This window comes from Paucibacter sp. JuS9 (genome assembly GCF_044043925.2).
GTDB lineage: Bacteria > Pseudomonadota > Gammaproteobacteria > Burkholderiales > Burkholderiaceae_C > JAUASW01.
In genome coordinates this window covers 1,485,880-1,511,810 of the sequence record NZ_CP194172.1, presented here as the reverse complement: position 1 = coordinate 1,511,810, position 25,931 = coordinate 1,485,880, and the positions used below count along the sequence as shown (strand labels likewise).

Sequence of the window (25,931 nt, the reverse complement as noted above, 5' to 3'; positions counted from 1 at the left end):
GTAGCGCAGCAGCCCAAACGCGCCCGACGACTGCCGTGAAGCATGCCGCAACTGCCCTAAATTTAGGGGGCAGTCCGGCCCGAGGCCTCGGGGACTCGGACGTAAGATGCGCGGCTAGCCAGATTGCGCCTTGCGCCCCAGAGTTCCCATGCAAATCGAGACCCACGTGCTTCGCATCCTCGACGAAGTCCTGAGCCTGGACGGCCGCAGCGCCAGCTTCGGCCGCAACACCCACCTGCTGGGTGCCATTCCCGAGCTCGATTCCATGGCCGTTGTCAGCCTCATCACCAGCCTGGAAGAGCAGCTGGGCATCACTGTCGACGATGACGACATCGACGGCGCCACCTTTGCCACGGTCGGATCGCTGGTCGACTTCGTCGCCGCCAAGCTGGGCTGATGCTCTTCTGGGAGCCGTAGAGCATGCCGGCAACGCAACTGCATCCTGCAGCGCACCCGAGCCCGACACTGTCGGCGTTGTTCCTCCCGCGTCCCAACGCCGACAGCCAACGCCTGCTGGAAGCGCCGCAGCTGGAGCTGACTTACAGCGGCCGCGGGGCCCTGTACACGGCCTTTCGCGAGATCGCGCGCAGCGGCAAGACCGAGGTCCTGCTGCCTGGCTACCACTGCCCGAGCTGCGTCACGCCGGCCCTGGAGGCAGGGTTGAAGCCGATCTTTTACCGCGTGCGGCGCGATCTGCAGATTGATCAGGCGGACCTGCTCGCCAAAGTGACGGCCGGCACTGCTGCCCTGCTGGTCATCCACTATTTCGGCCTGCCGACCGATCTGGGCCCCTTCCAGGCGCTGCGCCAGGCAGGCGTGGCCCTGGTCGAGGACTGGTCGCACTCCTTCATGCAGGGAGATCCGCCGCGACTCGCCGGCGGCGGCAGCGACTACCGCATCTACAGTTTCTGGAAGATCGCGCCGACCGGCGTCGGCGGCGGCCTCTGGCGCGAGAGGGGCGCGACCGCCTCGCCAGCCCTGGGCCAGGCGCCGCTGCGCGAACGTGTTGTGCGCTTCAAGCGCCTCTTCGAGGAGGCGATCAAGGCATCCGAACATCGGCGCCTGCGCCAGCTCTTCCAAAGCCTCGAGCAGTGGCGTGTCGGCATCAAGGGCGTGCCGCCGGCATCGCAGCAGGAGGGCAGCAACGACGTTCCACGGCAGGTCGCCGGTGAAGACCACTACCCTTTCGATCCCCAGTTGGTCCGTTCGGGCATGCCGACGTCGACGCGGCGCATGCTGGTCGCGCAGGACCTGGCCACCATCGCCCGTCGACGCCGCACCAACTACCAGACCTACGCCGCGTTGCTGCCGGCCACAAGCCCGGTACGCCCGCTCGCGCCCAACCTGCCCGAGGGCGCCTGCCCCTGGGTCTTCCCGGTGCTGCTGGAGCGTCGCAGCGAACGCGACCATGTCTGGCGGTCACGCGGCGTGGCCCTGCACACCTTCGGCATCTACCTGCATTCGGCTCTGGCCGAGCAGGCTGACGCCGCCACGCTGGCCGACGCGCGTTACTTGGCGGAGCACTGTCTCTGCCTCGCCGTCCATCAGGACCTCAGCTCCGAGCAGATCGCGGCCTCCGCCAGCATCCTCTGCGAGGACCTCGCAGCACCCGCTGCCAGCCTCAGCGCCGTTGCGCAATCATGAGCATCGACGTCGAGGTACTGACGCAAGACTCCGATCTTCGTGCCTTGCGGGACGACTGGAACGTCCTGGTCCGCGAGGCCCCGGACACTCTCATCGGCCAGGATGCAACCTGCACCCACGAATGGTTCGAAGCGCTTCGCACTGCCTTTCCCGAGGCCCTTCAGGGCTGCGTGATCACGGCGCGGCGCTACGGCCGCCTGATCGGCCTGCTACCCGTCCATGCCGGAACGCCATCGCGCCTGGGACCGACAGTCACGCTGACCACGGTCCTCTACTGCGGGCGGGTTGCGCCGCTGATGAGCGAGCCCGATCCGGCCATCTGGGCCGCCTTGCTCAAGGGCGTGGACAAGGCTTTCCCGGGTTGGATCAGCATGCGGATGAACTTCGAATCGCGCTGCCCTGCGACGACCGTGGCCCTGGAGGAGTCACGCCGGCGCGGCCATGCCGTCCAGCAGGCCCAGCACTGCGAGTCGCCCTTTTTCCCGCTTTTCGCAACGGCCGAGGAATTCAAGGACGGCGTGTCCAAGAGCGTTCTGCAGATGCTGCGCACAGCGAGGAACAAGTTCGCCAAGCTCGGCCCGCCCATCGAGTTCCGCGAGTACCTGCGGCCTGACCAGGCCACCGAGCTGCTGGACCTGGTGCTCCAGGTCGAGCGACACTCCTGGAAGCACGAGGCCGGCACGGCGATCACGGCGCAGCCGCGCCAGGAAGCCTTCTACCGCACGCTGTTCCCGCATGCGCTGGAGGCCGGCTTGCTCTACGCGGCTGCACTTTGGCAGGACGGCAAGCCGATTGCCCACATCTTCGGTACGGTACGCGATCAAGTCTTCTGCTGCCTCAAGCACAGCCATGCCGCCGATTTCGACAAGCTGAGCCCAAGCTACCTACTGAATGAATGGGTCTTCGGCAGGTTGCGCGACAGCGGCGTGCTCACCTTCGATTTCATGGGTCGCAGCGATCCGCACAAGCTGCGGTGGTCGAACCGCAACGGCAGTTACCTCTGCCACGAGTACCGCTTGTTCAACCGCAGTCCCAAGGCACGCCTGACGGCATTCGCTATCCGCTCGCGGGCCAAACTGCGTCCGAACCCACCAGAGCCCGCAAGGGACGCAGGCTAGCCATGTCCAAGAAGGCCTTACTGGTCGCATTCCACTTCCCGCCCATCAAGGCCAGCAGCGGCCTGGAGCGTTCCCTGTCGCTGGCCCGTCACTTGCCGACACTGGGCTGGGAACCGCTGGTGCTAAGCGCCGCACCCATGGCCTACCCTGCCGTCAGCGACGAGCGCATGACACAGATTCCTGCCGGGACCGTGGTCAGGCGCTCCCTGGCCCTGGATACGGCGCGCCACCTCGCCATCGCGGGGCGCTACCCGCATTGGGCGACGCTGCCGGACCGCTGGCAGACATGGGCACTGAGCGCAATTCCGGCCGGCCTGGCGATGATTCGCCGCCATCGTCCGCAGGTCATCTGGAGCACCTATCCCATCACCACCGCGCACTGGATAGGCTATGCCCTACATCGCCTGTCCGGCGTTCCCTGGGTGGCCGATTTCCGCGACCCCATGGTTGAGCAGGACATCCATACCGGTGAGTGGACGCCCGGCTGGCCGGCCCTGCGCAAGGCCAGGCTCGCGATCGAGCGGCGCGCCGCCGCCCATGCCGCGGCCCTGACGTTCTGCACGCCGAGCGCCAGTCAGATCTGCGTGGACCGATATCCGGACGCCGACCACCAGCGCTGGCATGTCGTTCCCAACGGCTTCGACGAAGCCGCCTTCCTGGCCGCCGAGGCTAGCCTGGCAGGCGGCGGCGGTGGCGCGGCCGGCGCGGAGCAAGCCATCGTCCTGCTGCACAGCGGCACCATCTATCCGTCCCCGGATCGCGACCCCTCGCATTTCCTGCGCGCCCTACGTCGCACGCTGGACCAGAGGCCCAGCAATGCCCGGCCGGTCAAGGTGGTACTGCGTGCCTCTGGGGTCGAGGGCCTCTACGGCGGCCTGCTGGACGAGCTCAAGCTGGCCGATGTGGTCAGCTTCGCGCCCGGACTGCCCTATGAATCCGCCCTGCGCGAAATGCTTGCGGTCGATGGTCTGGTGATCTTTCAGGGCTACACCTCAAATCCCGCCATCCCGGCCAAGCTGTACGAGTACTTCAGGGCCCGTCGCCCCATACTCGCGCTGGCCGATTCGCATGGCGACACGGCGGCGCTGCTACGCAAGGAAGGCGTGGGCACAGTGGCCCCGCTGGACGACGAAGAGCGGATTGCCAGTGCCCTTGGCGAGTTTCTGGCGGACATCGAGGACGGGCGCGCAGCGGTGCTGGACGCCGACCGCGTGGCCGGTTTCGAGCGCGCAAACTCAGTGGCCGCCTTTGCCCGCCTGTTTGATGCACTGCCCCTGGCTACGGCACGCTGAGCCAGCACCACTTCAAGAATGCACGCCTTCTACCTGGACAGCCCAAGACACGGACAGCGTTTCTGCGTTCACCACGAGGCAGATGGAGAGCGGCCGCGCGGACGCATCCTCTACCTCGCCCCGTTCGCTGACGAAATGAACAAGGCCCGCCGCATGGCGGCCCTGCAGGCGCGTGCGCTCGCCAAGGCCGGCTTCGACGTCCTGCAGATCGACCTGCTTGGCTGCGGCGATAGCTCGGGCGACTTCGGCGACGCGAGCTGGGAGGCCTGGATCGACGACGTGCTGCACGCCTGCGAATGGCTGCTGGCGCGCCCAAGCAACCTGCCGCTGTGGCTCTGGGGCCTGCGCAGCGGCTGCCTGCTGGCGGCCGAGGCTCACCGGCGCCTTGCCGTGCCGTCCCACCTGCTCTTCGTCCAGCCGCCGGTGTCCGGCAAGCCACTCCTGCAGCAGTTCCTGCGACTCAAGCTGGCCGGCGACATGCTGGACGGCAGCAGCAAGGGCCTGATGGCCCGGATGCGCGCCGACCTGGAGCAGGGCCAGGCCCTGGAAATTGCCGGCTACACCCTGTCAGCAGCGCTCGCACAGGGCCTCGAAACTGCCCAGTTGCTGCCCCCGCAGGGTGCCCGCGCGAGCCCCCCGCAGTTGGTCTGGGTTGAACTGGTAAGCCGGGAGGACGCCCAGTTCTCGCCGGTATCCCAGCAGGCACAGCAGCACTGGCGCGATGCCGGCTATGCGCTGTCCTGCGAGTTGGTGCGGGGGGCAGGATTTTGGCAGACAGCGGAGATCGAGGAGGTTCCTGCCCTCATCGAGGCCTGCTCGCGCCTGCTGCTGGCGGCCGACGTCGCCGCAAGGAGTGGCGCGTGACCGGACGGGACAGCGTCTTTTGCTTCGAATGTCAGGGCGAGCCCCTGCTCGGCATCCTGTCCGAGCCGCCGGGCGAACGGCAGGCGAGTGGCGTCGGCGTGATCGTCATCGTTGGAGGGCCGCAGTACCGCGCTGGCAGTCATCGCCAGTTCACCCTGCTGGCCCGTGCGCTGGCCAGCCAGGGCCACCACTGCCTGCGCTTCGACTACCGGGGCATGGGCGACAGTCCCGGTAAAACCCATACATTCATCGACGTGGAGGCTGACGTGGCTGCTGCCGTGCAAAGTCTTCGCCGGCACTGCCCGGCTGTCGACAAGGTGGTGCTCTGGGGACTCTGCGACGGTGCCAGTGCCGCCTTGCTCTACCTGGATGCTGCCGGCCCGGCCGCTGGCGTTGACGGCCTGGTCCTGCTCAACCCCTGGGTGCGGTCGGCCGAAACGCTGGCCAAGACCCAGGTCCGCCACTACTACACGCAGCGCCTGCGGCAGAAGGAGTTCTGGCTCAAGCTGCTGCGTGGCGGTACCGGCCTGAAGGCGCTGCGCGAATTCCTCGGCAAGCTGCGAACAGCCAGTGCGAGCCGACAGCGCAGGAGCGGTTCGGGCGCCACACTTACCTTTCAGGACCGCATGGCGCGCGCCTGGTCGGCATTCCAGGGACCGGTCCTGCTGCTGCTGAGCGGCGACGACTACGTGGCCAAGGAATTTCAGGATCTGGTCCGTGCCAGCCCGGCCTGGAGCAGGCTGGTCCAAGGTCGTGACACCAAGCAGCACCTGCTGGAGGGGGTGGACCACACCTTTTCTTCGGCCGCCTGGCGACGCGAGGTGGAGATGCTGACCGCTCAATGGATGGGCGCGAGCCTTGCGGCGCCGCAGCGAAAGGCAGGCCCATGAGTGGGTCGAACTGGAGCATCCATCGCTTGCCATGGAGCCTGGGCGAGCATTCCGAAGCTTGGGACGCCTTGCGCCGACGGCTGTTCGGACCCAACCCCATGCTGGGCAGCCGCTTCGTCAATGCACTGCTCGCCAATTTCGGGACGGGCGCCGAGCATCTCTGCATCCTGACACGCGAAGGTCGCGTGGACGGCATGTGCATCGTTCAGCGAAGCAACCACTTCTCGTGGCGCAGCTTCCTGCCCGAGCAGTCGCAACTCGGCCCCACGCTGCTGACCCAGGCCGATGACGCCGAAAGCCTCATCCAGGCCCTTCCCGGACTGGTGGCCGAACTGGACCTGCTCTGCTGCGATCCCGATTTCGGCGAACTCGCGCAGCAGAGCCTGGCAATCAGCGACAGCGTCGACCAGGCGCTCACCATGTCCATCGAGCTGACCGGCAGCTTTGCCGAGTACTGGGCGGCGCGGCCCAAGAAGTTGGCGCAGAACCTCGACCGCTACCGCCGGCGCGCCACGACCGATGGACTGGCCGTCCGCCTAACAGCGCTAACCCGGGCCGACGAGCTCTCCGCGGCCGTGCAGCGCTATGCCGAGCTCGAAACCGCCGGCTGGAAGGGCAACCAGGGCACGGCCGTGGGCAGTTCGGTCGCCCAGCGCAGCTTCTACGACGAAGTCATGCAACAGCACGCCAGCAACGGCTTGGCCATTGCGTGGGAGTTGTGGCATGGCGAGCTGCTAGTGGCCTCGCGCCTGGCCATCATCGAGGACTCGACCCTGGTCATGCTGAAGACCACCTACCTCGAAAGCGCCTCCAACTACGCACCGGGCCGCGAGCTACTGCGCCTGGCCATCGAGCATTGCTTCGGGCTACTGCCCGGCGGACGCATCGAGTTCTACACCGATGCTACCGACGAGCAGCTGAAATGGTCGACCGGCCATCGCTGGATCCGCCACCTGGGCTTCTACCGCAATGCACTGACCCGCACGACGGCGCGCGCCACGCGCCTGGGCCGCCGTGTCTACAAACGCCGCACCGACAGAACAGCCTCAACCAACGCGATGCAGATCTGCCACTACAGCCATCCCAAGCAGTTCCCGCCTGCCCTGCTGCAGTTCTTCTCCGAAGCTGAAACCCAGTCCATACAATTCGGTGTCGACTGGTACACCAACCTCGTTGACAAGGTGTTCCAGGACCATCCGGGCGTGAAGTTCTACGTCATGGAAAAGGACGGTCATCCGGTAGCAGCTCTGCCCTTGTTGGTGACAGCCACGCTGACCGGCCATCGCGTTCAGGCGCTGGCCAACTACTACACCGCCCTGTATGCCCCCCTGCTATCGGCCGGACTGCCCGACCTGGAGCTGGCCGGCTTGCTCAAGGCGGTGGTCCGCGACCATCCCGGCCTCAGTTCCTTCCAATTCTTCCCCATGGCGACCGATGCGCGCAGCTTCCGCAGCCTGCTGTCGGCCCTGCGCCTGGCCAACCTGGTCAGCTTTCCCTACTTCTGCTTCGGCAACTGGTACCTGAGCCAGCAGGCGAGTTGGGCCGCCTACCTTGAAGGGCGCGCGGGCAAACAGCGCAACACCATCTCCCGCATGGGCAAGAAGCTGCATGCCGATGGCGCTCGGGTCGAGGTGCTGGTCGACGGCGACATGGAACGCGGCATCCGCGCCTACAACGAGGTCTACGCAGCCAGCTGGAAGCAGCCCGAGCCCTATCTTGAGTTCATCCCCGGCCTGATCAATTGCTGTGAGCAGCGCGGCTGGCTGCGCCTGGGCGTGGTTTGGCTCGGGGAGAAGCCGATCGCCGCGCAGATCTGGATCGTGGCGAACGACCGGGCCGACATCTACAAGGTGGCCTATGACGAGGCATACAAGCATTACTCGCCCGGCACGGTGCTGACGGCCGCGCTGATGAAGCACGTGATCGACATCGATCACGTGCACGAGGTGGACTACCTCATCGGCGACGACCCTTACAAGCAGACCTGGATGTCGGCGCGGCGCGAGCGCTGGGGCATCGTGGCCTACAACCCGCTTTCCTTCGTCGGCTTCAGGGATCTGGCCATCGACCTCTGCAGGCGTTCGGCCAAGGTCGTCGTCAGCCGGCTCCGACACCTATGGACCAAGCCCGAGGCCCCAGCATGACCCGACAAGAGCGCGACGCGCCCCCGGCCCGCTGGGCCTGCTGCACAATCCGTTTCGCCATCAGTTCGCTGGAGCCCATCTTGAAGTCGATCAGCCTTGCCATCGCCCTGAGCCTGTCCAGTCTTGGGGCGCAAGCCCAGACGCTGCCGCTCGCCTGTGGCAGCCTGGCGATGCAATGGGGGCCCTTCGACTACCGTCCGGACCACTACATTCCCGAGAACACCTACCGCTCGCACGAGGCCTTGCTGAGGGTTGTCGAGATCGAGCACTTCACTCCCGAGGTGGAGGCCGGCCTGCGCGGCAAGCTGGTCCGGCACCCGGGCAAGGACCTGTCGTACACGTTGGGCATCTTCCCCAACCATCACCGCGCCCTGATCTCGCTTTCCAACCTGGCCATCCGATTGAAGACGCCCCAGCCCATCGAGACCAAATTCTCAGTGGATTGCTACTTTCAGCGGGGCATCGCGTTCCGCCCGGACGACCTCCTGGTTCGGCTGATCTATGCACATCACATGGTCCAGACTGGCCGCGCAGCCGAGGCCGAGGCCCAGATCGACTTCGCCGCCGCACAAAAGGGTGCCAGTCCCTTCACCCTGCGAAACATCGCCTCGCTGTACCTGGACGCAGGCAAGCCGGAAAAAGCGCTGATCCACGCCCAGCTCGCTCAGGAAGCCGGCTTGAACATCGATGCGCTGAAGGAGCGTATGCAGAAGCTCGGAGCCTGGCGTGAGCCCGCGGCAGTCCCGAGCGCGCCCGACATGGCCGCTGCACCAGCGTCTGCGGCTTCGCACTAAATCTCGAGGCCCTACGGACAGAAATGCAACTTCAAGAAGGCCTGAATCCGATGCCGATGGGCGAACTGCTCGCATGAGCCTCCTCGCCCGGCCGCCCCTCGATGATCGTCCTCGCACGCCGGGATGGCGCGAAACGCCCAGGAGGCATCAATGAGCGTAGAACGCCAGTTCCTGCAAGGCCTGCGCTGGACGGCAGCCAGCCGCTTCGGCTCGCAGCTGCTGTCCTGGGTCGGCACCATCTATGTAATGCGCACGCTGGCCCCGCAGGACTATGGCCTGGCGGCAATCTGCACGGCCGTGCTGTCTATCGTCTCGATGGCGGCCGAATTCGGCATCGGTGCCGGCATCGTCCAATCCCAGAAACTCGAGCGCCCGCAGCTGCGCAGCATCTTTGGCGCCTCCATCCTGTTCTCCTTTGGCGGTGCGGCCTTGGTGGTGGCCCTGGCGCCATTGCTGGCTGCCTTTTACCAGGCGCCGGAGGCCACGCCGCTGATCCAGGTTTCGGCACTGCAACTGGTACTCGCGCCGCTGGCAGCCATGTCGGACGCGCAATTGCGGCGCAACCTACGCTTCAAGGGCAGCTCGGTGATCGAGTTCTTCGTCAACCTGAGCATCACGCTGACCACGGCGATCCTTGCCTGGCGCGGCTACGGCGTCTGGTCGCTGATAGCCGGGCCGCTGGCTGGCGCGCTGCTGCGCGTCGTACTGCTGAACCTGCTCGAGCCGCTGAACGTGATGCCCAGTTTCGACCTGCGTCCGGCCAGGGGGCTGATAGGCTTCGGCTTCAAGATCGCGATGTCACGCGTCGCCAGCTATGTCTTCGGCCAGAGCGACGTGCTTATCGCCGGCCGCTTGCTGTCCAAGACGGCCTTGGGCGAGTACTCGGTCGCCATGCACCTGGCGATGCTCCCGGTCAGCCGCGTTATGACGGTCATCAACCAGGTGACCTACCCGGTGATTGCCCAGTTGCATCGCGACGCGGCCGCCATCCAGCCCGCCCTGCTGACCGGCCTGCGCCTGATCGCCTACGTGGTCGTGCCTGTCCTGTGGGGGCTGGCTGCAATATCGCCCTGGCTGCTGCCGGCCTTGCTCGGGCCCAATTGGGGCGGTGCCGTGGCGCCGCTGCAGATCGTCGCCCTCGCCCTGCCGCTGCGCCTTTTGAGCGTGCTGCAGTCGAGTGCCATCCAGGGCACGGGGCATGCCGGCATCGACCTGCGCAATAGCATCACCGGTGTGATCCTGATGCCGATCTTCTTCCTGATCGGCGCCAGCTTCGGCGCCACTGGCCTGGCCATGGCCTGGTTGATCGGTCTGCCTCTGCTTGTGGCACGGAACATCCATCGCTCGTCGGCGGTCCTTGGCATCGGCATCCCCGATGCGCTACGCGCCCTGGCCAAGCCCGCCGCCTTCAGCGCCACAATGGCCGCCGCCGTCATGGCCACCGGCCGTGCATGCGACCAGGTCGCCCTGCCGAGCTGGCCGGCCATCAGCCTGATGGTCGGCGTCGCCGCGCTGGTCTACCTCGGCATGCTGTTCGGGCTGGACCGTGGCAGCGCAGGGCAGTTGCTGAAACTAGTTCGACCGGGCGAGGCCGAAAAGCCCTCCCACCCATGAGAGAGTCCGCATGACAATCTTTGCTGGCGCCTATTGCCTGAATGCCAAGCAGCAGGTCCCCACTGCCCTGACGCGCGAGCTGCACGCCGCGCTGCGCACCACCGACGACAAACGCGGCCATCGTTGTCGCTACGAAGCGTTGGCCTTCGTGCTCGAAAGCTGGGACTCCGGTGCCTTCGAAGAATCGACTTGGCTGTGCAACACCGATGGCGTCACCAAAGTGACCGGCGACCCTTTGCTCAGTGGCAAGCCCGCGTCGCGCTCGCGCCAGGCGGCCCGACTCGGCCAGGCCCTGCGCTCGGGCCATTTCGACCTGCTGGCCGGCAGCCGCGGCTCTTTTGCCGCCGTAGATTACGAGGCAGCCGAACACCGCCTGACGCTGAGCACAGACCATGTGGGCCTGCGGCCGGTCTACTACGCCGTGCAGGACGGCATCCTCGTCTTTGCAACGGCCATGCGCATGCTCGAAAGCCTACCCTGGTTGCGGCGCAGCCTGTCGCCGCTGGGCATGGCGGAGGTCAGTGCCTTCTCCTTTCCGCTTGCCGGCCGCACGCCCTATGCCGAGGTCACCACGCTGCGTGAATGCGAAGTCCTCGTCGCGACAACGGGGCGGGTGTCCAGCACGGCCTACTACGACTGGGCCGAGGCCGCGCATGCGAGCCCGGCAGCCATTCCGACGGCACCGCAGCTGTACCAGCTCTTCGAGGAGGCCGTGACCCTACGCGCCGGGGCAGACCGCAGCGTCTACAGCTTCCTGAGCGGCGGCATGGACTCGCGGGCCATCGTGGCCACGCTACTCAAGGGTGAGCGTCGCATCGAGGCGCTCAATTTCTCGGCCACGGCCAGCCAGGATCAGTATTTTGCTCAGCAGCTTGCCGCCGAGGTCGGGCCACGCCTGGCCCTGCACTGCCTGCCGGGCGGCAACTTTCCGAACTTCTCTTTCCTCGCCCTGGCCGCCAAGACCGCACTGGAGCAAGTCCAGCCCATCGACGTGGACCGCAGGCAGCTCATCTGGTCCGGCGACGGCGGCAGCGTGGGGATGGGCCATGTCTACATGGACGAGGAAATGCTCGACATCGCAGAGCAGCGGGGGCTCGCCGAAGCCGCGCAGTACTTCCTGAAGTTCAACCGCATCGCCCTGCCCACCAAGGCCATGGCACGCGCGGTCGCGGGCACCATGCCGGGCCGCCTGCACCAGGCGGTGCTGGCGGAGATGCAGCGCTATGCGCGTCGCGAGCCGGGCCGGCAGATCTACCTGTTCCTGCTGTTCAATGACCAGCGCCGCCATCTGTTCAAGCATTTCGAGACCATCGACCAGCATGGCCTGGAACTGCTCACGCCCTTCTACGACGCCGCCTTCCTGAAGGCGATCGCGGCCACGCCAGCTCGCCAGGGCATTCTTCATCGCCTGTATACCGAATGGTTCGAATGCATGCCCGAGGTGGCGCGCAGAACGCCCTGGCAGACTTACCCCGGCCACGTGCCCTGCCCGGTCAAGGGCGACGACGTGGGTAGCTACCAATGGGAGGAGAAGCAGGCCCATCACCGAACGTCGCCGAGTGAGCGCCTGGCGGTGGCGAAACGAACCCTGCAAGCGCTCGGAACGGCGCGCCGTTCGGGTGCGTTCTCGACCGGCGGCGTCACGCTGGCCGCCGCCCTGCATGCGCTGGGACTGCGCGATTGCGGCCACGTGCTGGCTGTGCTCGAGACCTACGCCAGGCACGTGCGGCAGCTCAACTGACCGGGCCGCCGGCGGCCCGGCCGGGCCTGGCTCAGGGTCCGCGCCGCTCCTGCTGCAGCATCAGCGCATCCAGAAAGTACTTGGTCGCCCAATTCGGATAGCCGGCACGCATGTAGGCGCCGAACAAGGGGAAGGAACCAGCCATCGCGCCCACGGTGCCGGGATCGTCCGAGCTAGTCAGCTGCAATGCTTTCAGGTAGTCGACCAGCTTGTCGGCGGAGTCTGCATAGCAGGGCTCGCCCAGGTGCTGGCTGAGGCGGTAGGCCACGATGGCCAACTGGGCCGAGCCTGTCAGGCAGGACCAGAACGCCGCCGGTTCCCAGTCGGCGTAGAAGCGGCCAGCCAGGTAGCCCTTGGGCTGCATTTGCGGCAGCAGCGCATCCAGCGTGCGACGCACCGCGGCAACGAAGTCGCTGCGGCCGGCCAGCAGACCGACCTCCAGCACGCCTTGCAAGGTGTAGCCGATGGTGTGGGTCAGGGGCGCATCGGAATGCGTGAGGCAGCTGTGGGCGAACCAGCCATTGGGCTGCTGCTGCCGCAAAGCGGCCTCGATGGAGCGGAGGGCCGCGGCCCTGTAGCGCTCCTCGCCGCTGAGTTCGCCGAAACGATAGACGGCCCAGGCGCACAGGCAGGTGTAGGTCTTGATCTCGCCGCTGCTGACGAAGGCGCCGTTGGTCTTGTAGTAGCCCTGCTCGTCCAGGTCGTTGACCAGGAAGTCGGCAGCGCCGCGCGCGGCTGCGAAGATGCGCTGGTCGCCGGAATGCGCGTAGGCCGAGCACCAGCCGTCCAGCACCATGCCGGTGTTGAAGGCCGCAGCCGTCTGCTTCTGCGGGGCACAGACCGGACCGCCCTGCACCGCGCCGGAGGCCATCTGCACGTCGACCTCCCAGTACGCCATGCGCATCGCCGCCTCGGCCACTGCCGCATCGCCGCTGCGTTTCGCATAGGCCAGCAGCGAGGTGATGATGTAGCCGGTCGTCTCCGGGTAGGAAGCGCGCCAGCCGCTGCCACTGCCGCCCTTGTCGCATGGGAAATAGCCGAGGGCCACGCCGTCGTCGGGCGTCGCGGCCTGACCGAGCAGTATCCAGTCCACGGCCGCGCGGGCACGTTGCTCGTACTCGCCCTTGACGGGCTGCACGTCACCGCTCAGGTGGCGCCACTGGTTGCGCCCCACCTCGCGGCGGAACGCCTCGCGGCCCGGAGCCCAGAGTGCACGCACTTCGGCCAGCAGGTGCGAGGCGGCCCAGTAGCGGGCCTTCAAGCTCCCGGTGAAAAAACTCTTCTTGATGATGCGGGCCTTGGTGCCGAGTCTCAATCTGTGCCCCTTAGATCATGGTTTGTCCGCCGGTCACGAAGACATTCACGCCCGTCATGAAGGCGCTGTCGTCACCGGCGAGGTAGCTGACGCTGTTGGCCACATCGGCCGTCGTGGCAATGCGCTTGAGCGGCGTGCGGGCCGCTTCCATCTTGAAGACGCGCTCGTGGTAGTGCTGTGTCATCTCGGTGCGCGTGAGTCCCGGCGACACCATGTTGACGCGCACGCCGTCCTCGGCCCACTCGGCCGCCATGGCCTTGGACAGGCCGAGCAAGGCGGTCTTGGCGCTGACATAGTCAGCCAGGCCGTTGGGCGGGACGCCACCGACCACCTGCGACAGCATGTTGACGATGGCGCCAGCACCGGCCGCCTTCATCAGAGGATGAACGCTCTGGCAGGTGTTGAGCACCGCCTTCAGCTGGTACTCGAGGTGGTCCTCGAAGTCGCTCCAGCGCAGCTCGGCGATGGGCCGGTTGGCGAACTCGCCGACAGCCGAGTTCACCAGCACGGTCGGCGGCCCCAGCCGTTCGACGATCTGCTGCGTCATCGCCCGGACGGCCTCCGCATCGCGCACGTCAGCCTGGAAGGCCATTGCCACGCCACCGGCTGCCACAATCTCCTGCACCACCTGCTCAGCCTTGTCGGCGCTGCGCAGGTAGTTCACGGCCACGGCATGGCCGCGGCGCGCCAGGGTCCGGGCGATCTCGGCGCCCATGCCGCGCGAGGCGCCGGTCACCAGGGCCACGCTGCGCGCTGCGCCGGCCGGCACCGCCGAAGCGGCGGAAGCCGCGGCGACAGATTCGCGGACCTGATCGCGCACCTTGACCTTGGCCGTGCCCATCACGATGACCTTGTCATCGCTGCTGCGGATCTCGGTGTTCAGCACCACCGTGCTGGTCGCCTCGCTCTTGGCCGTCACCTTGGCAATGGCCCTCACGCTCTCGCCCACCAGGACGGGGCGGCGGAACGTCAGGTCCTGGCCGAGGTAGAGCGCATGCCGGCCCGGCACGCGCATGCCGACCAGCTGCGAGAACAGCGAGGCGAGAAGGATGCCGTGCACCACGCAGCTGCCGAACTCGGTGCCGGCGGCATAGGCAGGGTCCACGTGCAGCGGGCTGTGGTCGCCGCTGACCGCCGCAAAAGCCTGCACGTCCGTTGCGCTAAAGCTCCGCTCGATCTCGTAGACTTGGCCGACCTCGATGTCGCCGAAGCCAAGTTCGGCAGCCTCTGGCCGGCTGCTCACAGCTTGGCCCCGACCAGGCCGACGATGTCGAAATAGCTTCGCATCATCTCGAACTCGGCCACCTCGAAGGAGATCGCGAACTCGTCCTCGAGGCCCAGCACCAGGTTGATGTGATTGGCCGAGTCCCAGCCCGGCGTGTTGTCCATCGAGGTGTCGTCGTTGATGCGGTCCGCGTCGATGTTCAGCACGACGGCCATCACTTCCTTGATGGTCTGCTCGACGTTCTTAGACATTCAGGGGCTCCGATTAAAAAAATAATCTGCAGTATTGGACGGCACGGCGGGCTCAGGCGCCACGCACGAACCAGGCCGGAAAGGCGATGAACGACTCGCGCAGGTCCAGCACCCAGCGGCTGTTGCCCTCGGCGTCCTCGCTCTCCTTGCTGAAGCCATGGCGCTCGAAGAGATCGCGCGCCGGCTGGTTCTTGGCCGTGGGCCGCAGTTGACCGCCCAGGTGGCTCAGGCCACGCTGTTCAGCGGCCTCGCAGAGCTGGGCCAGCATGGCGGTCTCCACCGTGCGACCGATCACGCGGCAGCTCAACAGGAAGGTATCGATCTCCAGCCGCTCGCCCTGCTGCTGGGCCATCAGGATGCCGACGATGCCGTTGTCGCCGAAGCGGTCGCGCACGCCGACGGTGAGCGCCAGCCAGCTCGCATCCGCCATACGCCCGGCCACGTCGGCCTCCGAGTAGCGGAAGGTTGTCACGTTGAACTGGTTGGTCTTCTGGGTCAGCTGGGCCGTGCGCGCCAGCGTGCCCGCATCGACCGGCGCGACGCTCAGCTGCATGGCCAAGCTGCGGTAGTAGTCCTCGATGCTGCCACTGCTGCTGCGCATGCTCTCGGCTTGAGCGCGCTGCTGGTAAAGCGCGCCTCGGCGCCGGTCCTCGTCAGACAGGCCCAGCGTGTCGAACAGGCCCTCATCCAGCAAGGCATCGACGTAGGCCTCGGGTCGCTTGGGCAGCTGGATCACCGTGACCATGGGCAGCTCGCGCCGCACCTGCTCGCATTCCACCGGGTTGTCGTCAACGAAGACCATGTGCTCCAGGCCGATGCTCAGCTGGCTCGCGATGCGCTTCAACGATTCGGACTTCGGCTCCCAGTGCACCTGGGAGGCCGCGAACTGGGCCGGCTTGAGCTGCATGAAGGGATGCTGGGCGAACACCGCGTCCACGTCGGCGGCGTTGTTCTTGCTCGCCAGCGCAAGGATCACACCGCGCTGAGCCAGGCCGTGCACGGCACGCTGGAACTCGACGAAAGCACTGCCTGGGTAGTTGGCGCCGAGCTGGATGCCGTCGATGCCGTCCTCACCGATGACGCCGCCCCACAAGGTATTGTCGAGGTCCAGGACCAGGCACTTCTTGCTGAGGCCGCTGAAGGCGCGTGCGTATTTCATGAGCTCGCGGCTCAGTGCGCCCAGCATGGCGGCCGCGATGGGCGCCTTGGCGTAGAGCCGCATGCGGGCGTCGTACCAGTGGCGACTTCCCTGCTGCGCCACCAGGCCGGCGTAGTCGAACACGTAGGTGTCGACAAGCTCGGCCAACGCCTGGCAGAGGTCGCGGTTGAACGCGGCCAGCAGCGCCGCCTGTGATTTGCCCAGTCGGGCATCGGCAATGCCCGCCGCACGGTGCGGCGCCTGGGCAAAGTTGTGGACCAACAGCGGCTTGCTGCAATGGCGGCGGAACTGCCGCGCCAGGTCGACCAGGTCGTCAAGGCAGCGCGTCGTCGCCTGGGTCAGCGACTCGGTGGCAGGGTCGGCATCCATGAACCCCGCGTAGAGCTCGGGCAGCCAATCCTCGCCCTCGATGGCCAGCAAGGTCAGATCGGGCGCGAAGGCGTAGAGGCCGCTGGCCGGGTTCAGAATCTCCTGACGCACCTGGCCGAAGCCGGGCTGGTAGATCTCGATCGCCAGGCCGTTCGCAAAGCCCTGGGCGATCACGGCATCGTGGATGAACTCGATGGAGAAAGAGGACAGAAAGGCCAGCTTGAGCGGCTTGAGCCCCGGCTGCGTCACCGCTTGAGCCTGTTGACGCACGAAGCGCTGGTTGAGGGTGCTGGGCTGGTCGAGCAGCAGCAGGCGTGCCGCCTCGATCGCTGCCTGCAACTGACCTTCGGCCAGCAGTGCCTGGACGAGGCCGCGGCCCTCGGGCCTCGCGATAGTAGCGGCCGCCAGCGGCCGCACGGCTTGCTCAGTCATAGCAATAGATTCCTTGCGCCATCAGTTCGTTCATCGCCGCCTCCACGGCAGGCACCGACAGCAGGATGATGTCCAGCCGGCCGGCACTGGCCTGGCGCCAGCCACCGGCCTGGCGCTTGATCGCCGGCTCGAGCTTGTGCAGGTTGCGCCGCTTCGACAGGGCCGGTTCGTAGAGCCGGTTGCTGGTCTCGAGCACCTGGCCGTCGGCGGCCTTGGACTTGAAGCTGAAAATTTCCTTGGTAAACGGGCTCTCGATTAGGCGCGATTCGCAGACCTCCTCGAGGTGGTGATAGAAGGTCAGCACTCCCAGGCCCGTGCCCAGCAGCAGGATCTTGCCGCCGGACTTGGACAGAAACTCGAAGGGTGTGCCGCGGCCGCAGGGCGTTTTGCTGAGGTGATGGTCGCGCACCGCCACGTCAGCGTCGCGCCCCCAGCAGGCAATGGGGTGCGTGGGATGGACACTTCGCAGAACGCCAGGCGTGCGCCGAAACAGTTCGCTGATCAGGCCCATGCGCGATGGCGAGCGCTTGACGTCAAAGACCGCACCCGAGCGTGCCACTTCGATGGCCGAGCCTGTGAATCCCATGGTCGGCATCAGCAGCAGGCCATCCAGACCAACCGTGGCCTGAAGCGCGCTGATCACGTCATTGGCTTTGCCTTGGAATCCCTCGAAAGCATCGAAGGAACTGTGTACAAGCACCACGTCGCCAGGCCCAAGACCAAGATCCCGCAGGCGCGCCTGCAGATCCGACGGTGAAAAGGCGTGAAAGTGGTCCATGTAGCGGCGCCGCAGGGACTTCAGCTCTTTCTTGACAATGGTTTTCAGGCGGGTACGCAGCGACATGCCCGGACTATACCGAGGCCTCCATCAGTTTCCGGAGCCCGAGACAGGCGACGCACCAAACGAGAAGCGTGGGCTCGTGCGATGGTTCTCGTTCTGCTGCCAGCCTCAGGACGCCTCCAGGCTGGCACCCAGCACGGCAGCCATGTCTCTGGCCCGACTCCTCCGCGATGCGGCCCGGACGGCGGCTGGCGAAGCCAGTGGCAAACTGCCCGCGCGCCATCGTGCCAACAGATCAGGAAGGGCTGCCTCGATGGCGGCCGCGGAGTCTATGCGAACCACGTCCGGCAGACCGGCAGCACGCAAGACACCCGCTGTGTCGCCAGCCGGATCGGTCAGGCCGATGATTGGACGGCCAGCCCGAAGGTACTCGTAGATCTTGGCGGGAATTTGGGCGTTGCAGTCGCTGGCCTGCATGACCAGCAACGCATCGGCAGCCATCATCTCGGCCAGCGCATCGCGGTAGGGCAGCGGCGGGCAGATGTCGAGGAAATCGGCGGCGCCATGCCGACCCGCCAGTTCACGCAGCATAGCTTCGTTGACGGCCGCACGAAAACGGATGCGCAGGTCACCAGGAGAGAGGCGACCGGCCTGGTACAGCCGGCCCAGGGCGATGAAAAGCTGGGTCGGGTCGCGCTCGATGGCGTAGACGATGCCGCTGTGCAAAAGCACGATTGGCCGACCCCTGGTCTCGGCCAGCGGCGGTGCCACGATGTTGGCAAAGCTCTCCTCGTCGTAGCCGTTCTCGACGACGCTGATGCGCGCAGCGGCATCGGGATAGCGCTCCTTGTACATCGCGGCAGCACCGGGTGTCGTGAATACGGAACGCCGGGCATCGCGCATCACCGTCTGCTCGATGGCCAGGAATTCCTGCCAGGTCGCGGGATCGGCCGGGTAGCCCTCGTGCGCCATCGGATCGCGGAAATCGGCCACCCATGGAATCCCAGTCTTACGATGCAGCGCCGCAGCAATCAAATGAGCGCTGGCCAGCGGATATGTGGACCAGATCACGTCAGGCCGGAACTCGCGGACCAGCTGCATGCCTTGGCGGACGCCGTCGAAGCGCCAGCTGATCCAGCGGTCCGGCCGCGCCATGGAGGCCAGGTAGCGGCCTGCGACCTGCAGGTGGCGGGCGGTATCGAGCGCGAAGGCTCGCCGCACAGGCACGCCCGCCGGCACCTCGTCCATCAAGTCGTCGCTGGTGCGCTCATACGCCCGCGGACTCGCGCTGAGCACTGCGCACTGCCAGCCGAACTCAGGCAGTTGCTGGACCAGACGCAGCGTGCGCTGAATGCCGCTGCTGCCGGCCAGCGGCGGAAAGTGGTAGGCGATCATCAACACGCGCTTCATGCGAGTTCGGGCTCCGTCGTGTCAGCGTGATCTCAGGATGGTGACCCTGGGGCCGGCGGCATGCTATCACTGCGCTAGTGGCTGCCGCTCCGCGAATGGCGCCAGATTGCACGCAGTGGCGGTATGTCCTCGGCTTGTGGCATCGCCGCGATTGCGATCATCTGCAGCAGCCAGCAGAATCTCGCGCTGCGCGGCCAACCTCCAGGCGCTGTCGTCGCCACTTCTCCAGCAAACCGCCGATGCGCTCAAGTTCCTACCCGCTTCGCCAACTCGCTTCGCAGCCTTCGGTCGTTTTGCTGATGATCGTACTGGCCGGCGGCACGACGTGTGCCCTGACGGCCCTTGCGCGTGATACCGGCAGGACCCTGCGCGTAGGCCCCGAACGCGAACTGCAGACGCCCGCCGCCGCCGCCGCCGTGGCGCGCGACGGTGACCGGATCGAGGTCGACGCCGGCGCCTACCCGGGAGACGTCGCCGTGTGGACTCAGCGCGACCTGCGCCTGGTCGCTGTAGGCGGACGTGTCGAGCTGTTCGCGGCCGGCCAAGCCGCAGAGGCCAAGGGCATCTGGGTGGTGCGCGCAGAAGGCTTCGAGGTGCGCGGCTTCGACTTCATCGGGGCGCAGGTCCCCGACCGCAATGGCGCAGGCATCCGGCTGGAACAGGGCAGCCTGCTTGTGCAGGACTGCCTGTTCCGCAATAACGAGAACGGCATCCTCACCGGCAACGACGCGAGCCTGCGGCTCACGGTCCGCGACAGCGAGTTTGCCTTCAACGGCGCCGGCGACGGGCTGTCGCACCACCTGTACGCAGGCAACATCGCGCGGCTCGAAGTCAGCGGCAGCTACTTCCACCACGCCCTGATCGGCCACCTGTTGAAGAGCCGCGCTCAGGTCAACGACATCCGCTACAACCGCCTGACCGACGAAACGGGCGGTCGCGCCAGCTACGAGCTGAACCTGCCCAATGGCGGGCTTGCCTACGTGATCGGCAACATTATCCAGCAGACCGCAAGCACCGAGAACCCGAACCTCATCTCCTATGGCGAGGAAGGTTACCGCTGGCCACGCAACGCGCTTTACCTGGTCAACAACACCCTAATCGACGAGCGCCGCGGCGGCAGCCTGCTTCGCGTCGCGTCAGGGTCGGTCGAGCTGACGGCCGTCAACAACCTTCTTGCCGCCAATCGCTCGCTTGATGCGTCGGCGAGTGGAACTTTCCGCAACAACACCGTCATTGTGCCTGCCGAGTTGGTGTCGCCCGCCACCGCCGACTACCGACTCAAGCGACACTCGCGTCTGCGCGGCTCGGCCGTGCAACTGCCGGCCCAGGACGGCGTGCCACTGATGCCCCAAGGCGAGTACCGTCACCCTCACCACTGGGTGGCACTCAAGGGCCCGGCACGCCAGCCGGGCGCGCTGCAGTCGCTGGAATGAACTCTTTCTCTTACCGACCATCCGACCTCATGTCCGAAAAAGATCCGTCCTTCGCCACCGGCTCGCCGCGCTTCGCCGATGCCCGCCTGGCCGCGCTCGCGGCCAGCGAGGGTGCCCTCGCCGCGTGGAGGCAGGCCTTCGCCTCGGGCAGTACGGCCGCCGAGGTGCTGGCCGGCGTCAAAGGTCGCTTCTCGGTCGGCCTGCAGCTGGCGGACGGCCGCTGCCTGCTGGCCGTTGACCGATTCTCGCTGGACAGCCTGTGCTACCGGCTCGACGCCGGCAAGCTGCGTTTTGCCGCGCGAGCCGATGCGCTGGCCACGGCCGAGCCCGAGCTCGATCCGCAGGCGATCTTCAACTACCTGTACTTCCACGTAATTCCCTCTCCTCGCACCATCTACCGCGGCGTGCAGCGCCTGCCGGCCGGCCATCTGGCCGTCTTCGACGCGGGCAGCCTGAGCGTCGAGCCCTACTGGGTGCCGGATTTCATTGACGATGGCCGCGAGTCCTTCGAGGTCCTCGCCAAGGAATTCAAGGGCGTGTTGCGCCATGCCGTGCAGAGCCAGCTGGACGGCAGCAAGCCGGCCTGCTTCCTCAGCGGTGGTACGGACAGCTCGACCGTTGCCGGCATGCTCGGCCAGGTCGCCGACCGCCAGGCTGCCAGTTACTCGATCGGCTTCGATGCCGACGGCTACGACGAGATGGAATATGCCCGCCTCGCGGCCCGGCACTTCAAGACCGAGCACCACGAGTACTACGTGACGCCGGCTGACCTGGTGGCCAGCATCCCGTCCGTGGCGGCTCATTACGACCAGCCGTTCGGCAACTCGTCCGCCCTGCCTGCCTACTACTGCGCCAAGATGGCCCGGGAAGACGGCGTCACCCGCATCCTGGCAGGCGATGGCGGTGACGAGCTGTTCGGCGGCAACACCCGCTACGCCAAGCAGACAGTGTTTGACCTCTACAACAGCATTCCGGCGGCGCTGCGTCACGGCGTGATGGAGCCGGTCAGCAGCAACAGTCTGGTGCGCCGGATTCCATTGATCAAGAAGGGCGCCAGCTACGTCAACCAGGCCAAGGTGCCCATGCCCGACCGCCTGATGACCTACAACCTGCTATTCCATTTGGGCCTGCAGGAGGTACTGACGCCGCAACTGCTGGCCGCGGTAAACATCGAGGATCCAGCGCAGCAGCAGCGCGCGCTGTGGCCACAGGCACGGACCGGGAATCTCGTCAACCGCATGCTGGCCTTCGACTGGCGCTACACGCTGGCGGACTGCGATCTACCCAAGGTCGTGGGCACCACCGGTCTCGCGGGACTTAGTGTCGGATTTCCCATGCTGGACGACGATCTGCTGGCGTTCTCTGAGCGGCTGCGGCCCGATTTCAAGCTCAAGGGTACGCGGCTGCGATGGTTCTTCAAGGAGGCGCTGCGCGGCTTCCTGCCGGACGAGATCATCACCAAGAAGAAGCAGGGTTTCGGCCTGCCGTTCGGCGTCTGGACCACACGCAATGCCGAGCTGAAGGCGCTGGCCAGCCGCTCGCTGCACGGCCTGGCCGATCGCGGCATCGTGCGGCGTGAGTTTGTCAGCCAGCTTCTGGACCATCGACTCAATGAACATGCCGGCTACTTCGGCGAGATGGTCTGGATCCTCATGATGCTGGAGCAGTGGCTGGTCGCCAAGGCGCCTAACTACCGACTTGGCTGAACGCAGCTGGCTGCCATCCCTTGGCAACCTTGGCCTCTCAGCCGCGGCGCAAATTGGCCAGCATGCGCCAGCCGAAGCGGGACGGTGAGCGGTCCCAGGGCGTGAACCGGTGGATCTGCATCAGATCGTCGCCGGTCCGGCTGGCGCCCCAGGCGGTGCTAACGGCGGCGTCGAAACCCAGCTCGCGCGTTGTCTCGACGTTGGCCGGCGAATAGTCCTCGCCCGGCTTGCCATTCGGGTAGGCGAATAGCCCGACGCGCTCGCCCAGCATGGTCTCCAGGGCCTGCTTGCTTCCGAGGATTTCCGCCCGCGCGGCCGCCACGTCGAGCTTGGCCAGGATGGGATGCGACTGTGTGTGCGCCCCGATCTGCATGCCGGCGCGGCGCAGTTCGACCACTTGGGAGCTGCTCATCATCAGCTTGGTCGGCAGTTCCACACCGGCCAGGGCGGCAATCTCCACGCCCAGCTCCAGGCGGCGCGCCACCGGCTGGTACTTGACCTTGCCGATCAGCGATTGGGCGGCCTGGCGCTTCTGCTCGAAGCTGCCGAGCGGATGACGCCCCAGGCCCAATGAACTCAGGTCCAGCTCGGCAAGCCTGCAGCCGCGCACGGCTTCAATCAGGCTGTCGTTCCACATGCGGCCGCCGTCGAGGAAGCCGGTGGAGATAAAGAAGGTCGCACTCAGGCCATGCCGCTGCAGGATGGGCAGGGCCACCTCGTGGTTGTCGGCATAGCCGTCATCGAAGGTAATGCTGAGCGGCCGGCTCGGCAGGCTTCCTTCGTCGAGCCGGCGCGCCGCCTCGTCAAGGGGTAGTACGTTGAACCAGCCCTTGAGGCGGGCGCACAGCTCATCGAAACGCTGCGCATGCATTTCGTCCGGAAAGATGGGGTCCGGTTCGGGCGTCACCCGGTGGAACATCAGCACCGACAGGCGCGAACGCCGACCGGCAGGTGCGGCCAGGGCCAGCATGTTTCTGAGCAACATCAACCAACTCCCATGCGTGCCTGCAGCGACGTCTTACCGTTCGCCTTCGCGCCCGGCTGCTCGGCTTTCTCAACGGCAGCCTCCTGCGTCCAGGCCTCGCGTGCCATCCAGCGTCGGCCCAGAACCACCAGCACCATCACGTTGTACGGCAGGTCGTAGTAGGACAGACTCAGGAATGCACCACCTACCGCATAGCCTGCCAGGCTGACTTGCGCCATGGCGCCCAACGGCGCCAGCCACTGGGTCTCGGGTCGCTTGGCAGCGTCCAGACGCAGCCGGCCGGCCGAACGCCAGACCAGGAACCAGAAAGTGAGAAACAGCGCCAGACCGATGAAGCCATGCTCGCCCAGCACCATGAAGTAGATGCTGTGCGCCGCGCGGCAATCGGTGGGAATCGGCGAATACTGCAGGCACACCTCGGGCACCGAAACCATGAAGCCGGCACCGAACAAGCGATCCTTGGCAATGTTCCAGGCCATGGACCACGCGTTCAGGCGCTGGTTGGCCGAGTCGTCCTGGTCGTAGGTCTTGATCGTGGACATGCGGTCGGACCATGTGTCCGGCATGAAGATCACCAGCAGCACGCCTAGCAGCAGCATCAGCAAGCCACTGCGCAATCGGTTCGGGCCGCGCCACCACATAACGGTGGCCATGGCCGAGATGGCCAGCAAGGCGCCCCGTGACTGGCTGCCCACGGCAGCCGCCGCGCACAACAGCATGGAGGCCATCAGCGCCCGTTTGACCCAGGCCTTGTCCGTGGTCATCTGCAGGAAGCGCATCAGCGGAATCGTCATCACCAGGGCCAGCGCGACTTCGTTGTTGCCATAAATGTAGGTGCCGTCCGGGCCCCAGACCCTGTAAGAGCCGCCTGTCGCAATCGTGAACAGGCCGCCCTTGACGCCGTAGATGCCGACCGAACCGGCCACCACCCAGGCCAGCATCATGATGTGCTGGCGCGAATACAGGACGAACAGCGCGACCAGGATCATGAGGTCGATCTTCATCACCCGGTTCCACAGCGCATAGCTGGGATCAAACACTACTGAGAACGGCAGCGTGATGCACATCCAGGCCATGAACAAAGCAAGGAACACCATTTCGCGGCTGAAGCTGAAATCGCGGCGGTCGCGCGTCGCCAGCAGGCCGATCAGGGTCGAGACAGCCATGACGGCGGCCACCGGCGCACCCGACAGACGCCAAGTCAGCGCATGCGGATTCATCAGGCTGACCCAGGTCCACCCAAGCACGCCGATCCAAGGGTGCTTGAGCCCATAAAGTGCAAACGCAGCAATCGCTGCAACGACAGTCAGGGTGAACATCGCTCAATACACTCCCGCACGAGGCGGCAAGAGGCCAGCCAAACCGTCAGCGCCCAATGGGCAGATATTCGAATCCCATGGCGCGGACCAGTTCGGGCTCGTATAGATTGCGGCCGTCAAAGATCAGCGGATGGGTCAGTGCCTGCTTGATGGCATCGAAATCGGGACTGCGGAATTCCTTCCATTCCGTAACGATCAGAAGCGCGTCTGCCCCCTCCAGCGCTTCGCGAGCACTGTCAACCAGCGCCAGATGAGGCGAGACCGCGAGGACACGGCGAGCTTCGTCGCGGGCGATCGGATCGTAGGCGCGCACCGTAGCGCCGCGGCGGACCAACTCGGCGATGATCACCCGGCTGGGCGCCTCGCGCATGTCGTCCGTGTTGGGCTTGAACGCCAGGCCCCAGAGTGCGAAGGTGCGGCCCGAGAGGTCTTCGCCGAAACGGGTCACGACCTTATTGACCAGCACCAGCTTCTGCGTCTCGTTGACCGATTCGACCGCGCTAAGCAGCTCCAGCGGCATGCCGGACTCCGAGGCGGTCCGGACCAGCGCCTTGACGTCCTTGGGGAAGCAGGAGCCGCCATAGCCAGCACCCGGGTAGAGGAACTGCGTGCCAATCCGCGGATCGCTGCCTATGCCCTGGCGCACCAGCTCGATGTCGGCGCCCAGCCGCTCGGCCAGGCGCGACAGCTCGTTCATGAAACTGATGCGGGTCGCCAGCATGGCGTTGGCGGCGTACTTGGTGAACTCGGCACTACGCGGATCCATCACCAGCAGGCGGTCCCGGTTGCGCACAAAAGGCGCATAGAGGGCGCGCATCAAGAGCGTGGCGCGCTCGTCGTCGCTGCCAACGATCACGCGGTCCGGCCGCATGAAGTCGTCGACGGCGGCGCCTTCCTTTAGGAACTCCGGGTTAGAGACCACGGCAAAATCAAGTTGGAGCTCGCGCTTGTGCAGTTCGGCCTTGATGGCGGCCCGGACCTTGTCGGCCGTGCCCACGGGCACCGTGCTCTTGTCGACGACGACCTTGTAGTCGGTCATCAAGCGACCGAGATTGCTGGCGGCGGCCAGCACGTATTGCAAGTCAGCCGAACCGTCTTCATCCGAGGGCGTGCCTACAGCGATGAACTGCAGCGTGCCGTGCTGGACGGCACGTTCTGCCTCGGTCGTGAAGTCCAGGCGACCCGCTGCCATGTTCCGCTTCACCAGCTCCAGCAAGCCCGGCTCGTGAATCGGGATGCCGCCTTCCTTGAGGATGCGGATCTTGGCCGGGTCTACGTCCAGGCAAAGCACATGGTTGCCCATCTCGGCAAGGCAGGCGCCGGTGACCAGGCCCACATATCCCGAACCAATGACAGTAACTTTCATCTTTCCCGATCCGATTCTTTAATGCCGCGCAGAGTATCGCGCTTCAGTGACGACAAATCGCCACCATACGCGCGCACCA

Annotated in this window: 21 protein-coding genes; 12 read left to right on the top strand and 9 right to left on the bottom strand. The window is 66.0% G+C overall.

What is annotated here, in order from left to right:
- Positions 1–148 precede the first annotated feature (148 nt).
- The 10 genes from ABT392_RS06710 to ABT392_RS06665 all read left to right on the top strand — a co-directional run bounded on the left by ABT392_RS06710 (position 149) and on the right by ABT392_RS06665 (position 12,101).
- Positions 149–397, top strand: coding sequence for an acyl carrier protein (locus ABT392_RS06710; RefSeq protein WP_395386237.1), 249 nt, complete (start codon positions 149–151; stop codon positions 395–397).
- A gap of 23 nt (positions 398–420) precedes the next feature.
- Complete coding sequence (locus ABT392_RS06705; RefSeq protein WP_395386238.1) at positions 421–1,644, top strand: DegT/DnrJ/EryC1/StrS family aminotransferase; 1,224 nt, start codon at positions 421–423, stop codon at positions 1,642–1,644.
- The gene (locus ABT392_RS06700) at positions 1,641–2,762 is read left to right on the top strand and encodes a GNAT family N-acetyltransferase (RefSeq protein ID WP_395386239.1); all 1,122 of its coding nucleotides are present in this window, start codon (positions 1,641–1,643) and stop codon (positions 2,760–2,762) included. The genes ABT392_RS06705 and ABT392_RS06700 overlap by 4 nt, the downstream gene beginning before the upstream one ends.
- Before the next feature lie 2 nt (positions 2,763–2,764).
- Complete coding sequence (locus tag ABT392_RS06695) at positions 2,765–4,054, top strand: glycosyltransferase (protein WP_395386240.1); 1,290 nt, start codon at positions 2,765–2,767, stop codon at positions 4,052–4,054.
- Between the two features lie 18 nt (positions 4,055–4,072).
- Positions 4,073–4,918, top strand: coding sequence for a hydrolase 2, exosortase A system-associated (locus ABT392_RS06690; RefSeq protein ID WP_395386241.1), 846 nt, complete (start codon positions 4,073–4,075; stop codon positions 4,916–4,918).
- A complete protein-coding gene (locus ABT392_RS06685; protein ID WP_395386242.1) occupies positions 4,915–5,808 on the top strand; it encodes a hydrolase 1, exosortase A system-associated in 894 nt (297 codons plus the stop codon). Before ABT392_RS06690 ends, ABT392_RS06685 begins: the two co-directional genes overlap by 4 nt.
- On the top strand, positions 5,805–7,952 hold the full coding sequence (locus tag ABT392_RS06680) for a GNAT family N-acetyltransferase (RefSeq protein ID WP_395386243.1): 2,148 nt from the start codon (positions 5,805–5,807) through the stop codon (positions 7,950–7,952). The genes ABT392_RS06685 and ABT392_RS06680 overlap by 4 nt, the downstream gene beginning before the upstream one ends.
- Positions 7,949–8,746, top strand: coding sequence for a hypothetical protein (locus ABT392_RS06675; protein WP_395386244.1), 798 nt, complete (start codon positions 7,949–7,951; stop codon positions 8,744–8,746). Before ABT392_RS06680 ends, ABT392_RS06675 begins: the two co-directional genes overlap by 4 nt.
- Before the next feature lie 150 nt (positions 8,747–8,896).
- A complete protein-coding gene (locus ABT392_RS06670; RefSeq protein ID WP_395386245.1) occupies positions 8,897–10,360 on the top strand; it encodes a lipopolysaccharide biosynthesis protein in 1,464 nt (487 codons plus the stop codon).
- A gap of 10 nt (positions 10,361–10,370) precedes the next feature.
- Entirely contained in the window at positions 10,371–12,101 is a 1,731-nt protein-coding gene (locus ABT392_RS06665) for an asparagine synthase-related protein (RefSeq protein WP_395386246.1), read from the top strand.
- 31 nt (positions 12,102–12,132) lie between these two features.
- Here ABT392_RS06665 and ABT392_RS06660 read toward each other — a convergent pair whose 3' ends face one another.
- From ABT392_RS06660 to ABT392_RS06635, 6 genes are all read right to left on the bottom strand, one after another.
- A complete protein-coding gene (locus ABT392_RS06660) occupies positions 12,133–13,416 on the bottom strand; it encodes a glycoside hydrolase family protein (protein WP_395386247.1) in 1,284 nt (427 codons plus the stop codon).
- Positions 13,417–13,426: 10 nt separating this feature from the next.
- Complete coding sequence (locus ABT392_RS06655) at positions 13,427–14,659, bottom strand: SDR family oxidoreductase (protein WP_395386248.1); 1,233 nt, start codon at positions 14,657–14,659, stop codon at positions 13,427–13,429.
- The gene (locus ABT392_RS06650; protein WP_395386249.1) at positions 14,656–14,892 is read right to left on the bottom strand and encodes an acyl carrier protein; all 237 of its coding nucleotides are present in this window, start codon (positions 14,890–14,892) and stop codon (positions 14,656–14,658) included. Before ABT392_RS06650 ends, ABT392_RS06655 begins: the two co-directional genes overlap by 4 nt.
- A 52-nt stretch (positions 14,893–14,944) precedes the next feature.
- Positions 14,945–16,852, bottom strand: a complete 1,908-nt coding sequence (locus ABT392_RS06645; protein WP_395386250.1) for an HAD-IIIC family phosphatase — start codon at positions 16,850–16,852, stop codon at positions 14,945–14,947.
- On the bottom strand, positions 16,845–17,696 hold the full coding sequence (locus ABT392_RS06640) for an AAC(3) family N-acetyltransferase (RefSeq protein ID WP_395386251.1): 852 nt from the start codon (positions 17,694–17,696) through the stop codon (positions 16,845–16,847). Before ABT392_RS06640 ends, ABT392_RS06645 begins: the two co-directional genes overlap by 8 nt.
- 105 nt (positions 17,697–17,801) lie before the next feature.
- Positions 17,802–19,043 carry a glycosyltransferase gene (locus ABT392_RS06635; RefSeq protein WP_395386252.1) on the bottom strand — a complete coding sequence of 414 codons (1,242 nt, stop codon included), beginning with the start codon at positions 19,041–19,043 and terminating at the stop codon, positions 17,802–17,804.
- Positions 19,044–19,282: 239 nt separating this feature from the next.
- On the opposite strand from ABT392_RS06635, the gene ABT392_RS06630 reads away from it, so the two are divergent.
- Together ABT392_RS06630 and ABT392_RS06625 are read left to right on the top strand one after the other, a co-directional pair.
- Positions 19,283–20,476: a right-handed parallel beta-helix repeat-containing protein gene (locus tag ABT392_RS06630; protein ID WP_395386253.1), complete on the top strand. Its 1,194-nt coding sequence runs from the start codon at positions 19,283–19,285 to the stop codon at positions 20,474–20,476.
- Positions 20,477–20,505: 29 nt separating this feature from the next.
- Positions 20,506–22,182 carry an asparagine synthetase B family protein gene (locus ABT392_RS06625; RefSeq protein ID WP_395386254.1) on the top strand — a complete coding sequence of 559 codons (1,677 nt, stop codon included), beginning with the start codon at positions 20,506–20,508 and terminating at the stop codon, positions 22,180–22,182.
- A 37-nt stretch (positions 22,183–22,219) separates the two neighbouring features.
- Here the strand turns inward: ABT392_RS06625 and ABT392_RS06620 are convergent, their stop codons facing one another.
- Genes ABT392_RS06620 through ABT392_RS06610 form a run of 3 tightly spaced genes read right to left on the bottom strand, consistent with a single transcriptional unit; the run spans position 22,220 to position 25,852 of the window.
- Positions 22,220–23,167 carry a polysaccharide deacetylase family protein gene (locus ABT392_RS06620; RefSeq protein ID WP_395386255.1) on the bottom strand — a complete coding sequence of 316 codons (948 nt, stop codon included), beginning with the start codon at positions 23,165–23,167 and terminating at the stop codon, positions 22,220–22,222.
- On the bottom strand, positions 23,167–24,486 hold the full coding sequence (locus ABT392_RS06615) for a putative O-glycosylation ligase, exosortase A system-associated (protein WP_395386256.1): 1,320 nt from the start codon (positions 24,484–24,486) through the stop codon (positions 23,167–23,169). Before ABT392_RS06615 ends, ABT392_RS06620 begins: the two co-directional genes overlap by 1 nt.
- A gap of 46 nt (positions 24,487–24,532) precedes the next feature.
- Positions 24,533–25,852, bottom strand: coding sequence for a UDP-glucose dehydrogenase family protein (locus tag ABT392_RS06610; RefSeq protein ID WP_395386257.1), 1,320 nt, complete (start codon positions 25,850–25,852; stop codon positions 24,533–24,535).
- Positions 25,853–25,931 lie beyond the last annotated feature (79 nt).